We start from the raw sequence: 15,068 nt of genomic DNA on the forward strand, positions 1-15,068 counted from the left end.
TCTGCTCCGGCCCGCCACGGTGGCGGGCTTTCTCATGCGCCTTCGGCCGTGGCTTCCGAGGGCGACAACGCTTGGGCGAACGCCCCGACCTCGGAGGTGGCAACAGGACCTCCACGCCCAGCGCCGGCGCGTCACGCCGGCCGCTGATCCCGCCCCCAGGCAGACCTTTTCCTCCCAACACCCAGGTCCAAGCCGGCGGCAATCGCTAGGCCGGCCGCTACTGCGGCCGCTATCTGCATCCGTTTTCATCCTCCCGTTGTCGGCCACCTCTGCTCGTAAGCCGCCGCGCGCCATCCGTTGGTGGGCCGTGTCATGAAACCCACCTGCTCTCGAGGTAGGGTGGGGCGATGGTCGGCGGTGGCGGGCAATGACGCTTACGTGTCGCTTCCGTCGAAGACCGTCGTTTTGCCGGAGAGGCACAATGCCGGGCGATTGGAGGCAGCCCCGCTGCGTTGCCACACGCCATGGTACCCGGCAGTCCCTGGCGCTGGGGCGATAGCCGGATCGGGCGTCCGGCATCGCGGTGATACTAGATGTTGAAATGTTATAGGTTGAGCTAGATCAAGCTTCATAAGGATGGCATAATCCGGCGCCGGCTTATAAGTGTTACAAGCAAATAATGGCAAATACATTGGCTGTAACTTACAAAATGCATACTGAATAAACCAGCCCACCCGGAATCGCTTAAGTCATGACACACCTGCCAGACCATCAGCCCGATACCTGTCACTCCCCTGTTTCCGCATTTCCCCTGACCGAACTGCAGCACGCCTACTGGCTCGGTGAGCAGGATGCCTACCGCCTGCATACGCCGGCCTTCCTGCATCGCTGCTTTTTCACCGCGACACTGGACGTTCCCTTGCTGGAGCGATCGATTCTCGCGGTGGTGCGCTCGCAGCCCTCGCTCACGGTCGAAATCCTGAGCGACGGCACCCAGCGCCCGTTGCCGCCGCCGGAGCGCATCGCGCTGCCGCTCAACGATTACCGCCATGTATCGCCGGACGGGGCCAGGACCTACCTGGCCGAGCGCAAGGCCACGCTGGAGTCCGAGCTGCTGCCGTTTGGGCGCGGTCTGCAGTTTTCCTGTTTCATCGACCAGGTGGCCGACGGCTACTACGTCCACTTCCTGTTCCGCCTGATCGCCTTCGACGCGATGTCGATGTGGCTGTTCCTGAACGATATGTGCGGCGTCTACCTCGGGCGTCCCGCTCCCCAGCCGCAAGAGGCGAGCTTTGCCGATTTCGTCCAGCTGCGCCGCCAGCAGACGCGCACGCTGGGCTATCAGCGTTCGCTGCAGTACTGGCAGGAACGCGCCAAGGAACTGCCCAACGCGCCGGAGCTGCCGCTGGTCGATCACGACGCGATTCCGGAGAAGTCGGAGTTCCGCCGCATCCGCATCAGCCTCAACGCCCGCCAGGTCGAGGCGCTGTACGAGCAGGCGCGCCGCTGCGGCGTCAGCGTCAACAGCCTGTTGTGCACGATGTACGCCGACGTGCTGCGGCTGTGGTCGAAAAACGCCGCGTTCATCATCAACATGCTGGCGACCCACCGGCCGAACGACGACGACCGCTTTGCCCACGTGTTCGGCAACTTCGGCAGCACCATGCCGGTCGAGGCGGTGGAGGTGGAGGGCGGCCTGCGCGAGCGCGCCCGCGCGCTGCAGCGCAAGATGTTCCGCGACCTAAAACACATGCAGGTCTCCGGCGTCGAGGTGATCCGCGCCATGGGCCGCAGCGGCAGCGTCGTGCCGGCCATGCCGGTGGTGTTCGCGAGCTCGCTGGGCCTGCCGATGGGCGAGCTGCTGAGCCCGGTCGACCTGGGCTGGGAAATCCGCGCCGGCGGTCTGCAAACCCCGCAGGTGCTGCTCGACTGCCAGGTGTACATGGACGGCGAGCAGCTGACCCTGAACTGGGACTACGTGGTCGAGGCCTTCCAACCGGGCGTGGTGGAGGACATGTTCCAGTCCTTCGGTGATCAGCTGCTGGATCTGATCAACGGCAGCTCCGCCGACACCCCGCAATTGCCGTGCGTGCCGCAGCGGAACCTGGCCGCGCGCCAGGCCGCCAACGCCTCGGCAAAACCGCTGCCGACCGGCCTGCTGCACGACTTCTTCGCCGCCGCCTGTCGTCAGCATCCGCAGCGCGCGGCCATCATCAGCGATGCGCGTACCCTGTCGTACGACGAGCTGTGGCGCCTGACCACCCGCCTGGCCGCCCAGCTGCGCGACAACAACGTTGGCCGAAACGACCTGGTGGCCATCGTCGCGAGGCGCGGCTGGCGCCAGGTATCGGCGGCGATGGCCACGGTGCAGGCCGGCGGTGCCTACCTGCCGGTGTCCAGCGAACTGCCGGCCGAGCGCAAGGCCTGGCTGACCGGCCAACAGGGCGTGAAGGTGGCGCTGGTCGAACGCGACCTGGCCGACGGCTTCGAGCTGCCGGCCGGCGTCACCATGCTGATTCTGGAAGACGTGCTGCCCGACGGCGAGCCCGGCCCGGCGATGGAACTGGCATCGGTGCAGGACGAGCTGGACCTGGCCTACGTGATCTTCACTTCCGGTTCCACCGGTCAGCCCAAGGGCGTGATGATCGACCACCGCGGCGCGGTCAACACCATCCAGGACATCACCGACCGTTTCGGCCTGACGCCGGAAGACCGCGTGATCGGCATCTCGGCGTTCAACTTCGACCTGTCGGTGTACGACATCTTCGCCAGCCTGGGCAGCGGCGCCGCGCTGGTGTTGCCGCCGTACAGCGAAACCCCGTCGCCGGACGACTGGGCGCGCATGGTGCGCGAGCACCAGGTGTCGGTATGGAACACCGTGCCGGCGCTGCTGGAGATGCAGATCGAGTACCTGGGCGCGCGCGCGGCCAGCGATCTGGCGTCGCTGCGCCTGGTGATGCTCAGCGGCGACTGGATTCCGGTCAGCCTGCCGGGGCGCCTGGCTGCGCAGCTGCCGCACACCGTGCTGATCGGCATGGGCGGCGCCACCGAGGCGTCGATCTGGTCCAACTATTTCATGATCGACCGCGTCGATCCGAGCTGGAAGAGCATTCCCTACGGCTGGCCGCTGGCCAACCAGCACTTCCACGTGCTGACCCGCGACCTGCGCCATGCGCCGATCGGGGTGCCGGGCGAGCTGTACATCGGCGGCATCGGCGTGGCCAAGGGCTACTACAACGACCCGGAACGCACCGCCGCCAGCTTCATCACCCATCCGCAAACCGGCGAGCGGCTGTACCGCACCGGCGACATGGGGCGTTACCACGACAGCGGCTACCTCGAGTTCCTCGGTCGCAACGACGACCAGGTGAAAATCCGCGGCTTCCGCATCGAGCTGGGCGAAATCGACGCCGTGCTCGACCGCTGTCCGGGCGTGCGCAGCGCCGCCACCATCGTGCGCCAGGGCCACAACCAGGAGCGTCAGCTGGTGACGCTGTACGTGCCGGAACACGAAGAGGTCGGCGAGGCGGCGCTGCGCGAGCATCTGGCGCGCACGCTGCCCGACTACATGGTGCCGGCGCAGTTCATCGCTCTGGAGCAGATTCCGGTGACCGCCAACGGCAAGGTCAACCGCAAGGCGCTGGCCGACATCGCCGCCGCGCTGCCGCCGGCCGAACGCGAGAAGCGCGCGCCGCGCAACGCAGACGAACAGCGCCTGGCCGGCATCTGGCAGACACTGCTCAACATCGACGCGCCGGGCATCGACGACAATTTCTTCGAGCAGGGCGGCACCTCGCTGTTGGCGGTGCGCCTGCTCAACGCCATCGCCGCCGAGTTCGGCAAGAGCCTGCCGCTGGCGTCCCTGCTGCGCCACGGCACCATCGCCGCCCAGGCAGAGCTGTTGGCGCAGGACGCGGCGGCTTCGTCCGGGCGCAGTCCGCTGGTCGTGCTGCGCGACGGCAGCGAGAGCACGCTGGTGGTGGTGCACCCGGTGGGCGGTAACGTGCTGTGCTACCGCGAACTGACCGCGCTGGTGCCGGACGGCATGGCCGTGCTGGCGCTGCAGTCGCCGGGCGACGGTAGCGAGCGCGAGGTCGACGAACTGGCCGCGTGCTACATCGAGGCGCTGTCCGGCCAGCTTGGAGCGTGGCGGCCGCTGCATCTGCTGGGGTGGTCGATGGGCGGTGTCATCGCCCAGGAAATGACGCGCCAGCTGGAAGCCAGCGGCATCGCCCCGCTCGGCCTGACCCTGATCGACAGCTGTCAATCGGCCGACAGCCGCACCGCCAGCCGTCTGGAAGGCTACGCGCTGCTGCGCAACTTCGTGCGCGATCTTCTGGGCAGCACCCCGGTGCCGGAGGCCTTTGCCGCCATCGAAACCCTGGACGCGCGCCTGCAGCCCGAGGCCGCCCTGGCCCTGCTGCGCGACACCGTGACGAGCGCAGGCCAGCTCTCGCTGCCGGAGTTCGTCACGCTGCTCGGCGAATACCAGGCCAACTACAACGCCCTGGTACGCCATGCGCCGCACGCGATCAGCACGCCGACGCGCCTGTTCCGCGCCACCCGCAAGCAGCAGTTCCCGCTGCTGACCCCCTTCGCCATGCCGGATGGCGGCCACCTGGAGGTGGTGGCGATGGACGAGGATCACTTCTCCATCGTTCAGGGCGAGGCGCTGCGCGCGATCGTGGCGCACGTGTTGCGCCAGGGCAGCGGATCGGACCAAACGTTGGCCGAACAACCGCTGCGCTGAGCACGCCTCCCGATAAACCACGCGATACGAACCCTGCCGCTCAATCCCGGCGCCCGCCACTGGCGGCGCCGGGGTGTGACCGTGCCGGACACGGCTGCCCGCCGCTCTGGTGGGCGGCCCACCGGATACCCTACGGAGTTGTTGCATGACCAACAAAACTGAGCTTTCTCCCGGCTCGCCCTTGTCAACGGGACATGTCCCGTCCCAAGCCGCGGCTTCCGGCCGCGGCGCTCGCAAGGGGCGCCTGATTCTGGCCCTGATCCTGCTGGCGACGGCGGCGGTGGCCGGCCGCATGTGGTGGCGCAGCCATTACTTCGAAGAAACCGACAACGCCTACCTGGCCGGCCACGTCAGCACCATCTCGCCGCGCATTGCCGGGGTGGTGCACAAGGTGCTGGTGAGCGACAACCAGCTGGTACGCGCCGGCGACCCCTTGCTCGAACTGGATGCGGCCGACCAGGAAGTGAAGATCGCCCAGATCAAGGCGCAGATCGCCCAGACCGACGAGCAGGTGCGCCAGATCGCCGAACAGCTGGAACAGGCCCGCGCCGAAGCGCAGGCCGCGCAGGCCTTGGTGGCGCGCGCCGCGGCGCAGTTCCAGCGCAACGACGCCGAAGCCGGGCGGGTGAGCGCACTGCACGACGTGCAGCTCAAGTCGGTGTCGAAGTCCGAGCTGGAAGGCGCCATCGCCGCGCGCGACAGCGCCGCAGCCGAGGCGCAGGCGCAGCAGTTCCAGGCCAAGGCCGCCAGCGCCAAGAGCGGATCGGTGGAAGCCGCCCGCGCCGCCGCCCTGGCGCAGAAAAAGGTGCTCGCCGCCCAGCTGCGCGACGCCGAACTCCAGCTCAAGTACACCCGCATCGTCGCCCCGGTCGACGGTCGCATCGGCAAGAAGAGCGTGGAGGTGGGCACGCGGGTGCAGGCCGGCCAGCAGTTGCTGGCGATCGTCCAGGACGGTGTCTGGGTGAACGCCAACTTCAAGGAAACCCAGCTGCACGGCCTGTACCCCGGCCAGCAGGCGACGGTGAAGATCGACGCCTTCCCGGGGCAGGCGTTCAGCGGCAAGGTTGACAGTTTCGCGCCGGCGTCGGGCGCGCAGTTCGCGCTGCTGCCGCCGGATAATGCCACCGGCAACTTCACCAAGATCGTGCAGCGCATCCCGGTGAAAGTGCTGCTCGATCCCAACGACGTCAAGGCGATGGGCGGGCGTCTGGCGCCCGGCATGTCGGCGCTGGTGGAAGTCGACCTGCGTCAGGGCGCCCCAGCCGGCACGGTGCGCTGATGGCGGCCATGGCTGAAAAAACTGCCGCCGTTCGGCCCATGACGCAGCCCGCCGCCGTGCTGCCGTTGCCCGAGCCGGCGGTCGACACGCGCACCTGGATCGCCATTTTCGCCGCCATTCTCGGGGTGTTCATGGCGATCCTGGACATCCAGGTCACCAACGCGTCGCTACGCGAGATTCGCGGCGCGCTGTCGGCCACGGTGGAGGAGGGGTCGTGGATGACCACCTCTTACCTGGCGGCCGAAGTGGTGGTGATTCCGCTCACCGCCTTCTTCGTGCGGGTATTCGGCGCGCGCGTCTACATGCTTGGCAATGTCGTGCTGTTCCTGGTGTTTTCCACGCTGTGCGGCTACGCCTGGAACCTGCCGTCGATGATCGTGTTCCGCGCACTGCAGGGCTTCACCGGTGGCGCCCTGATCCCGACGGCGATGACGCTGATCCTGACCCGGCTGCCGCCCTCCAAGCGCACCATCGGGCTGGCGTGGCTGATGCTGTCGAGCACCATGGCGCCCGCCTTCGGCCCGACGCTGGGCGGTGTGCTGACCAACTTCTACGGCTGGCCGTCGATCTTCTTCATCAACTGGGCGCCGGGCGTGCTGATGCTGGCCGGGCTGGCCTACGGCCTCAAGCGCGAGCCGCTGCAGTTGAAGCTGTTGCGCGAGGCCGACTGGCTGGCGATCACGGCGATGACGGTCGGGCTGGGGTCGCTGATCGTGTTCCTCGAAGAAGGCAACAGCAAGGACTGGTTCGCGTCCGAACTGATCCTCGTCTGCGCGCTGGCGGCGCTGCTGGGCATCGTGGCGTGGGTGGCCATGCTGCAGACCCGCAGCAAACCCTTCGTCAACCTCGCGCTGTTCGCGCGCCGCACCTTCGGCGTGTCGTCGCTGGTCGGCGCGGCGGCCGGCATGGGGCTGTACGGCTCGACCTTCGTGCTGCCACTGTTCCTGTCCGAGATTGCCGGTTACAACTCGCTGCAGATCGGCGAGGTGATCATGTGGATGGGGCTGCCGCAGATCGTGATGATGCCGCTGGCCGCGGCGTTCGCGAAGCGCTTCGACAACCGCGTGATCTGCTCGCTCGGGCTGCTGCTGTTCGCCGGTTCCTGCTTCATGAACGCCACCATGGACGCCACCACCGGTTACGACCAGCTGGTGTTCTCGCAGGTGCTGCGCGCGCTCGGCCAGCCGCTGATCGTGCTGACGCTGTCCAACTTTGCCATCCACCGCATCGAGGCGGCCAACCTGTCGTCGGCGTCCGGCCTGTACAACATGTCACGGATTCTCGGCGGCGCGGTCGGTACCGCGGTGCTGGCCACTACCATCACCTGGCGCGAGCACTTCCACTCGGCGCGTATCGGCGAGTCGGTATCGCTGTTTTCCGACGCCGTGCAGGAGCGCCTGGGGCAGCTCACCAGCCAGTTCCTGGCGGGCAGCGGCGACCCGGTGGCCGCCCAGCAGCAGGCGCTTGCCGCCCTCGATCACCTGGTGCGCCGCGAAGCCTACGTCTTGGCCTACACCGACAGCTTTTTCATTCTGGGCTGCGTGCTGTTGGCCTCGATTGCCGTGATGTGGCTGGCCGACCGGGTGGTCGCCGGCGGCAAATGACCGCCTGGCGTAACGATTCAAGAGAAAGACCATGTTGAAAAAAACCATGATCTGTACGGCGCTGGCCTCGCTGCTGGCGGGCTGCGCCACTCCGGCGCTGCAACCGCCGGCGCCGACGGAACTGGTGCCGGCGAGCTACCAGCACGCCGGCGCGCCCGCGGCGCACGACCTGCCGCGCCAGTGGTGGCGGCTGTACCACGACGCCACCCTGAACCAGCTGGTGGAAACCACGCTGCGCGACAACCCCTATACCCAGGTGGCGCACCTGCGCCAGATCGCCGCCGAGGCGCAGACCCGGCTGGCCAACGCCGACCGCTTGCCGCAGCTGAACGCCGGCGTCGGCTTCAGCAATTCGCGCACCTCGACCAATACCGCGCTGGGCCAGATCCTGGGCCATCAGACCATCAGCGGCGACAAGATCACCGCCGGCTTCGACGCCGCCTGGCAGATCGACGTGTGGAACCGGGTCGGCTACGCCGTGGCGGCGGCCAAGGCCGGGGTAGAGGCAGAGCAGGCCTTCGCCCGCATGGTCGAGCAGACGCTGAGCTGGGAGGTGGCGACCACCTACTGGCAGTACCGCCTGGCCGAATCCGATCTGACGCTGTTGACCGACATCCGCAAGCAGCGTGCCGAGGCCGAGAGCGTGCAGGCCGGACGCTTCGACGCCGGGCTGAGCAGCGAGCTCGACCTGGCGCGGGCGCGCCTCGAACTCAAGAATGCCGATGTCGAGATCGAGGACGCCCGCAAGCGCCTGAGCCTGGCCGAGCACGAGCTGGCCACGCTGACGGTCAAGCCGGTGGCGGCATTCAGCGTGCCGCGCGATGCGGCCTACCGTCTGCCGGATGTGCCCGCGATCAGCCCCGGCCTGCCGGCGTTCATCTTGCGCCAGCGCCCGGACCTGGCGCAGTCGGCGCAGAACATCCGCGCCTTGCTGGCGCAGAAGGAAATCGCCGACACCGCGTTCTACCCGTCGATCACCCTCACCGGCAACTTCGGCTTCGCCTCGATGGAGCTGCGCAACCTCACCAACAGCGATTCGCGCCAGTTCACCCTGGGGCCGCTGGCCATCTCGCTGCCGATTCTCGACGGCGGCCGCATCCGCGCCAACCAGAAAATCGCCGACGCGCGCTACCAGGAGGCGCTCAACGTCCACAAGGTGCAGCTGTTGATCGCGTTGCGCGAAGTCGACGATGCGCTGACCGAGGTGGAATCGTGCCGCACCCAGGCCGGGCTGCTCGACGCGGCGCTGGAATCGGCGCGGCGCGTGTCCCTGCTGGCCAGGGCGCGCTATGACAAGGGCGCGGTCAACTACCTGGAAGTGACCCAGGCCGAGCGCGACCTGTCGACGGCCGAGCTCAAGTTCCGGCGCAACCAGCTGAAGGGGCTGCTGGCCTCGACCCAGCTGGTGTACGTGCTGGGCGGCGGCTGGCAAGACGAGGCGGCGCCGACGCACTGAGCGGCGGCACCCTACAGGAATCCGTACCCAAACTACTTGCTTGTGTTTATTTTTTAACGGGTGAAACCATGTTCTATCAGAAAAATCTGCCGCTCTGGGAGCGGGTGCTGCGCGTCCTCGCCGGGATCGTCGTGATTGCCGTGACCCTGTCTCTGCCACTGGCGGGCTGGCTGCGCACGCTGATCATCGCCAGCGCCGCCGCCTTCCTGTTCTTCGGCTTCATCGGCTTCTGCCCGGCTTGCGCCCTCGTCGGCCGCAAGCTGGACGCCAAGAAATAACCGTCGGCTACCGGGCCGATGCGGCCCGTTACCCTCATACAGAGCAACACACTATGATTCAAACCATCGACACCATCATCATCGGCGGCGGGCAGGGCGGCCTCGCCACCAGCTATTACCTGAAGCAGCAGGGCCGCGAGCACCTGATCCTCGAGCAATCCGACCAGGCCGGTTCGGCCTGGCGCGACGGGCGCTGGGATTCCTTCACGCTGGTCACTCCGAACTGGGCGTTCCGCCTGCCGGGAGCGGAGTACAGCGGCGACGCGCCGGGCGGCTTTCTCCATCGCGATGAAGTGGTCGACATCTTCGCCGGTTACGCCGGGAAGTTCGACCTGCCGCTGCGGCTCAACACCCGGGTGAGCGCGGTCGACGCCTGCCCGGAGGGCGGCTTCTGGGTGCGCACTGCGGACGCCACCTACCGGGCCCGCCACGTGGTGGTGGCCACCGGGCTGTTCCAGACGCCGCGTATCCCAAGGTTGGCCGAACACGTTCCGGCCGGCGTCGTCCAGCTGCATTCGGGCGACTACCGCAACCCGGCCCAGCTGCCCGAGGGCGGCGTCCTGGTGGTTGGCAGCTCGCAGTCGGGCTGCCAGATCGCCCAGGAACTGCACCAGAGCGGCCTCCCGGTCTACCTGTGCACCAGCGGGGCGGGGCGCATTCCGCGCACGTATCGCGGCCGCGACATCTTCGCCTGGGCGGCGCAGATGGGCTTTTCCGACCGCACCGTCGACCAGTTGCCGAGCCCCAAGGCCAAGTTCGCCGCCAACCCGCACATGGCCGGCAAGACCGACGGCGGCAGCCTCAACCTGCACCAGTTCGCGCGCGATGGCATCCGCCTGCTGGGGCGTCTGCAGGACGTGCAGGACGGCAAGGCGCTGCTGGCCGGCGACCTGCACGACAACTTGGCCAAGGCCGACAAGTTCGAGGCCGACATGCTGCAGGGCATCGACGCCTACATCGCCCAGGCCAGCATCGAGGCGCCGGTCGAAGCCGTGCCGCGCTGGCAGGACGGCTATGCGCTGGAGGCGCTCCGCGAGCTCGACCTTGTGGCGAGCGGCATCCGCACCATCATCTGGGCGATTGGCTACGATTTCGACTTCGGTCTGGTGAAATTCCCGATCTTCGACGAGGACGGCTACCCCATCCAGCAGCGCGGCCGGACCGCGCAGCCGGGGCTGTACTTCGTCGGCCTGCCGTGGCTGCACAAGCAGAAATCGGGACTCCTGGCCGGCGTGGCAGAGGACGCCGCTCACATCGTCCAGAGTATCTGCGCCGAGCCGGTCTGCGCCGCGTGAGCCTCGCCGTCGGCCGGGCCTCATGCGGCCCGGCCGACGGGCTGCGCGGCAAGCTTGAGCCGAAGGGGGCGGGGCGATGCTGATCGATGACACCCCCGTCAGCCTGCGCCTGGAGCGGCTGCGCCCGGGCATCGGGCAGCAGCTATTCGCCGGGCCGCAGCCCGTAGCCGTGCCGGCTTGGCCCGGAACCGTGTTGCGCCAGCTGTCGCTGCGGCGGCTGGATACGCTGCTGGACGGGCTGGCGCTGGCCGGCGTGGTGCCCGCCTGCGCGCATGCCATCCGCCCCTGCCAACTGGCCCATCTGGCCGGACGGCTGTGCGCCGAAGCGGCGCTGTTCGCGCTCACCGGCCGCTACCACTCGGTGGGCCGGCAGCCCGACGGCGCACCCTGCTGGCCGGCCGGCGTGCTGGGCTCGATCACTCACGATGCGCACGGTGCGCTGGTGCTGCTGTCGTACCGGGGCGATTACCGCTGGCTGGGTATCGACGTGGAGCCGCTGCTCGACGAGGCCGGCTGCGAGGCGGTACGCCATGCCTGCCTGACACCTCGCGAGCGCCGCTGGCTGGCGGCGGCCCGGCGGCCGGCGGCAGAAGCAACGCTGCGCTTCTCGGCCAAGGAAGCCTACTACAAGGCCGTGCACCCGGTGCTGAGCGGGCCTATGGGCTTTCTCGACGTCGAACTTGCCCCGCTCGAGCCCGGCCGCCAGACGTTTCGCGTCATGCCGGCGTCCAACCCCGCGACGCGCAACGGCCTGCCCGTCCTCGAAGGCCGCTTCGTGGAAGAGGGCGGCCGCGTGGTGGCCGTCATCGCGGTCTAGCTGCCGCGAGGCGGAAACCTCCGCTGCGGTTGCCGAAACATGCGCCGGCGCTTGCGGGAAGGGGAAACGTCCTACCGGCATTCGGCCTACCAACCGGGGCGCTCCAACGAACCGCATTTGGATGCCTACGCCCGCCTGCTGCGCGCCGTACATGGCGACGTGTCCCGTGCGGAAGCGCTGATGAATTATGAAATCAAGCGCGGATCGAAGCGTTCCCGTGCCGCCCTGGATGCGCTCGATCGTCTCATCCGGGATCGTGGCTATTGAGGGCATCCGTTGCGTTGTTCCAAGGGGAGAGGGCTTCGTCTGGCGATACCCAGTCGCTGGTTTGTTCGCTAAAGTGAGCCATTCACCGAAAAATTGCCTCATTCAGGCCCCCGTTAAGCCCTATGCGTATCCCACCGCTGAAAAGCATTATTGCGTTCGAGAGCGTTGCAAGAACAAAAAGCGTCAATCGCGCGGCCGAAGAGCTGGGCCTGACGGCATCCGCCGTGAGCCATCAGATTGCCAACCTCGAATCGAAGATTGGTCGCCCCCTGTTTACCCGTATGGGAAGAGGCCTGGTGCTGACCCCCATCGGTGAACAGTATCTCTCCGAGGTAACGGGGTCGCTGGCCGATCTCAGCCGCGCCACGGAACGCGCGGCCAATCAGAGCGAGGTCGACATTCTGCGGGTGCATTCCAGTCCCAGCTTCGGGCTGATGTGGCTGCTGCCGCGCCTGACCTCGTTTCAGGAGATGAACGGCGACATCCAGTTGAACCTGGCCTGCTCGTACGAGGATGTCTCGTTCACGGGCGGCTATTACGACGTCGATATCCGTTATGGCTATGGATACTGGAAAGACGTCGAAGTCAGGACGCTGCGCAATGAATACATCACTCCGCTGGCCTCGAAGGATTACCTCGCGAAATACCCGATCAAGACGCCGGAGGACTTGCTCGGCCAGCGCCTGATTTTTTCCGAGACACCGTTAGTGAAGTGGCAACAATGGTTCGGCCGCCATGGCGTAGCGGCGGCGCATACCACGTTCGACTTTTCATTCGACCGCTCCTACATGTCGCTGGAGACGGCCGCGCTGGGCATCGGCATCGCGCTGGAGAGCACGCTGCTGGCCTCGGTGCATCTGCAGCGCGGCACCCTGGTTCCCGTGTTTGACGAACACTATGCCGTCGAAGTGGGTGCACACCATCTGGTTTGTCCGCCGCAGAATGCCGATCTGCCCCGCGTGGCCCGATTCATCGAGTGGATTGAAAAGCAGTTGGGCCCCAAAAAAATCTGAGCTTTCGCCTTTTCCGCTCTTTTCTGCCATAACACGCTTCCTGGTCGGGGGCGTGTTTTCTGTCGCGAGCAAATCCGACAACCGATTTCACATCTGAAAATTTCTCAGCAATAGTTGAACGGGACTGCGTTGATCCTCTTCGTTGCCGGATGCAAAGTTGAGCCACAACAAAGTCACCTGGAGACAATGATGTTGCTCGAAAACAAGGTAGTGATCGTAACTGGCGCGGCTTCTCCGCGTGGCATCGGCAAGGCGACCGCCAGAGTGCTGGCCGCCAACGGTGCGCGCGTTGTGATTCTGGACCTGCGCGAAGAGGATGCCGTGGCGGCGGCGCGCGACCTGGGCGAAGGCCACCTCGGCCTCGCCTGCAACGTCACCCGCAAGGAAGACTGCCTGGTGGCCGTGGAGGCCGTGCTGCAGAAGTATGGCCGGGTGGATGGCTTGATCAACAATGCCGGCATTACCCAGCCGCTGCGAGTGATGGACATCGCGGCGGAGAATTTCGACGCCGTGGTCGATGTGAATCTGCGCGGCTCCCTTTACATGTCGCAGGCCGTGATCCCGCACATGAAGAAGCAGAGCAGCGGCAGCATCGTCTGCATGTCGTCGGTGTCCGCGCAGCGCGGCGGCGGCATCTTCGGCGGCCCGCACTACAGCGCCGCCAAGGCCGGCGTGCTGGGCCTGGCGCGCGCGATGGCGCGCGAACTCGGCGGCGACAACGTGCGCGTCAACTCCATTACTCCGGGGCTGATCCAGACCGATATCACCGGCGACAAGCTCACGCCGGAAATGCGCGCGGAGATCATCAAGGGCATCCCGCTCAACCGGCTCGGCAACGCCGAGGATGTGGCCAATGCCTGCCTGTATCTGATCAGCGATCTCTCTTCCTATCTGACCGGGGTGACACTCGACGTCAATGGCGGCATGTTGATCCACTAATAAACCGATAACGAGCCCGTCGCCATGAACGGCGGGCCGCTATGCCCGGAATGAAACCGGAGCATCCCTGGAGGAGAAAACCATGAAGTCAAAAAGCATTGTCGCGCCCAGCGCCGGCGGCATCACGATGCCTCATCAATCGGCGGATGCCGAGGCCGGGCTGTACGCCAAGGTGCAGTGGCGGCTGATCCCGTTCCTGATGTTGTGTTACCTGGGCGCCTATCTCGATCGCGTCAACGTCGGCTTCGCCAAGCTGCAGATGCTCAACGACCTGAAGTTCAGCGAGACCATTTATGGCCTTGGTGCCGGCATCTTCTTCCTGGGCTATTTCTTGTTCGAGGTGCCCAGCAACATCATTTTGCATCGAGTGGGGGCGCGCAAATGGCTCGCCCGCATCATGCTCACCTGGGCGTTGATCTCGGCAAGCTTCGTGTTTGTCAAAACCCCGACCTCGTTTTACGTCATGCGCTTCCTGCTCGGCATGGCCGAGGCGGGCTTTGCGCCAGGGGTCATCCTTTACCTGACTTACTGGTTTCCGTCGGTGCGCCGTGCCAAGGCCTTGTCGATGTTCTTCATGGCCATTCCGCTGGCGGGGATCGTCGGTGGCCCCTTGTCCGGCTATATCATGCAAGCCTTCCAGGGCTATCACGATTTGGCCGGCTGGAAATGGCTGTTCATGCTGGAGGCGCTGCCGTCCCTGGTGCTCGGCGTGGCGATCCTGTTCTATCTGGAAAACGGCATCGATGAGGCCAAGTGGCTCAACGATCAGGAAAAGGCGCTGCTCAAGCACAATATCGCCAGCGAGGGTGCGAACAAGGTCGAGCACCTGTCGATTGCCGCCTTTGTGCAAGACCGCCGCTTGTGGCTGATGGCGGCCATCTACTTCTGTGTCGTGCTCGGCCAGTACGGGCTCACCTTCTGGCTGCCCACCATCGTCAAGAAAGCCGGCGTGCAAGACCCGCTCTGGGTCGGCGTGCTCACCGCGCTGCCGTACATCTGCACCATCATCGCGTTGCCGCTGATCGGCATGAGCGCGGACCGTCGCCGCGAGCGGCGCCTGCATCTGGCGGTTCCCATGATCTTGTCCGCCGCGGCGTTCTTGCTGCTGCCTCAGCTGTCTTCCGTCAGCGCCTCGATTGCCTGCCTGAGCGTGGCCGCCGCGGGGATCCTGTCCGCCTCCTCGATGTTCTGGGCCTTGCCGAGCGCCATGCTGGGTGGCGTATCCGCTGCCGCCGGCATTGCCGCCATCAACTGCATCGCCAACCTGGCGGGCTTCTTTTCGCCGGCCATCGTCGGCTGGCTCAATGATCTGACCGGTCATTCCACCGCGGGCCTGGTGTTTATCTCTCTGGTCGTCTTCTTCGGTGTGGCCTTGGTGTTCCGCGTCCCTGCCAAGACCGTCAACCGCTAATCACTCGAACCCAAGGCGG

The 15,068-nt window shown here is 66.3% G+C and carries 11 protein-coding genes; all 11 read left to right on the forward strand.

Going from position 1 to position 15,068, the window contains the following annotated elements:
• Nucleotides 1–691: 691 nt before the first annotated feature.
• Complete coding sequence (locus tag ABKF58_RS12155; RefSeq protein WP_482580918.1) at nucleotides 692–4,690, forward strand: non-ribosomal peptide synthetase; 3,999 nt, start codon at nucleotides 692–694, stop codon at nucleotides 4,688–4,690.
• 145 nt (nucleotides 4,691–4,835) lie between these two features.
• Complete coding sequence (locus ABKF58_RS12160; protein WP_482580920.1) at nucleotides 4,836–5,969, forward strand: HlyD family secretion protein; 1,134 nt, start codon at nucleotides 4,836–4,838, stop codon at nucleotides 5,967–5,969.
• An 8-nt stretch (nucleotides 5,970–5,977) separates the two neighbouring features.
• Nucleotides 5,978–7,573, forward strand: coding sequence for a DHA2 family efflux MFS transporter permease subunit (locus ABKF58_RS12165; protein ID WP_482580922.1), 1,596 nt, complete (start codon nucleotides 5,978–5,980; stop codon nucleotides 7,571–7,573).
• A gap of 31 nt (nucleotides 7,574–7,604) precedes the next feature.
• The gene (locus tag ABKF58_RS12170; protein ID WP_482580923.1) at nucleotides 7,605–9,029 is read left to right on the forward strand and encodes an efflux transporter outer membrane subunit; all 1,425 of its coding nucleotides are present in this window, start codon (nucleotides 7,605–7,607) and stop codon (nucleotides 9,027–9,029) included.
• Between the two features lie 68 nt (nucleotides 9,030–9,097).
• On the forward strand, nucleotides 9,098–9,307 hold the full coding sequence (locus tag ABKF58_RS12175) for a YgaP family membrane protein (RefSeq protein WP_294866255.1): 210 nt from the start codon (nucleotides 9,098–9,100) through the stop codon (nucleotides 9,305–9,307).
• 53 nt (nucleotides 9,308–9,360) lie between these two features.
• The gene (locus tag ABKF58_RS12180; RefSeq protein ID WP_482580924.1) at nucleotides 9,361–10,602 is read left to right on the forward strand and encodes an NAD(P)-binding domain-containing protein; all 1,242 of its coding nucleotides are present in this window, start codon (nucleotides 9,361–9,363) and stop codon (nucleotides 10,600–10,602) included.
• Between the two features lie 76 nt (nucleotides 10,603–10,678).
• Nucleotides 10,679–11,419 (forward strand): 4'-phosphopantetheinyl transferase family protein, encoded by a 741-nt coding sequence (locus tag ABKF58_RS12185; RefSeq protein WP_482580926.1) that lies wholly within the window; start codon nucleotides 10,679–10,681, stop codon nucleotides 11,417–11,419.
• 117 nt (nucleotides 11,420–11,536) lie between these two features.
• Nucleotides 11,537–11,686: a hypothetical protein gene (locus ABKF58_RS12190; protein WP_236261557.1), complete on the forward strand. Its 150-nt coding sequence runs from the start codon at nucleotides 11,537–11,539 to the stop codon at nucleotides 11,684–11,686.
• A 122-nt stretch (nucleotides 11,687–11,808) separates the two neighbouring features.
• Nucleotides 11,809–12,699: a LysR substrate-binding domain-containing protein gene (locus ABKF58_RS12195; protein ID WP_482580928.1), complete on the forward strand. Its 891-nt coding sequence runs from the start codon at nucleotides 11,809–11,811 to the stop codon at nucleotides 12,697–12,699.
• Between the two features lie 186 nt (nucleotides 12,700–12,885).
• Nucleotides 12,886–13,638, forward strand: a complete 753-nt coding sequence (locus tag ABKF58_RS12200) for an SDR family NAD(P)-dependent oxidoreductase (protein WP_482580930.1) — start codon at nucleotides 12,886–12,888, stop codon at nucleotides 13,636–13,638.
• Nucleotides 13,639–13,720: 82 nt separating this feature from the next.
• A complete protein-coding gene (locus tag ABKF58_RS12205) occupies nucleotides 13,721–15,049 on the forward strand; it encodes an MFS transporter (protein WP_482580932.1) in 1,329 nt (442 codons plus the stop codon).
• Nucleotides 15,050–15,068: the final 19 nt, after the last annotated feature.

This window comes from Pseudogulbenkiania sp. AW2-16, assembly GCF_056824575.1.

Excerpts from the sequence above, each read along its gene's own strand:
- ABKF58_RS12155 (WP_482580918.1), top strand. The coding sequence starts at position 692 with ATGACACACCTGCCAGACCATCAGCCCGATACCTGTCACTCCCCTGTT.
- ABKF58_RS12200 (WP_482580930.1), top strand. The coding sequence starts at position 12,886 with ATGATGTTGCTCGAAAACAAGGTAGTGATCGTAACTGGCGCGGCTTCT.
- ABKF58_RS12185 (WP_482580926.1), top strand. The coding sequence starts at position 10,679 with ATGCTGATCGATGACACCCCCGTCAGCCTGCGCCTGGAGCGGCTGCGC.
- ABKF58_RS12170 (WP_482580923.1), top strand. The coding sequence starts at position 7,605 with ATGTTGAAAAAAACCATGATCTGTACGGCGCTGGCCTCGCTGCTGGCG.
- ABKF58_RS12205 (WP_482580932.1), top strand. The coding sequence starts at position 13,721 with ATGAAGTCAAAAAGCATTGTCGCGCCCAGCGCCGGCGGCATCACGATG.
- ABKF58_RS12165 (WP_482580922.1), top strand. The coding sequence starts at position 5,978 with ATGGCTGAAAAAACTGCCGCCGTTCGGCCCATGACGCAGCCCGCCGCC.
- ABKF58_RS12160 (WP_482580920.1), top strand. The coding sequence starts at position 4,836 with ATGACCAACAAAACTGAGCTTTCTCCCGGCTCGCCCTTGTCAACGGGA.
- ABKF58_RS12180 (WP_482580924.1), top strand. The coding sequence starts at position 9,361 with ATGATTCAAACCATCGACACCATCATCATCGGCGGCGGGCAGGGCGGC.
- ABKF58_RS12195 (WP_482580928.1), top strand. The coding sequence starts at position 11,809 with ATGCGTATCCCACCGCTGAAAAGCATTATTGCGTTCGAGAGCGTTGCA.
- ABKF58_RS12175 (WP_294866255.1), top strand. The coding sequence starts at position 9,098 with ATGTTCTATCAGAAAAATCTGCCGCTCTGGGAGCGGGTGCTGCGCGTC.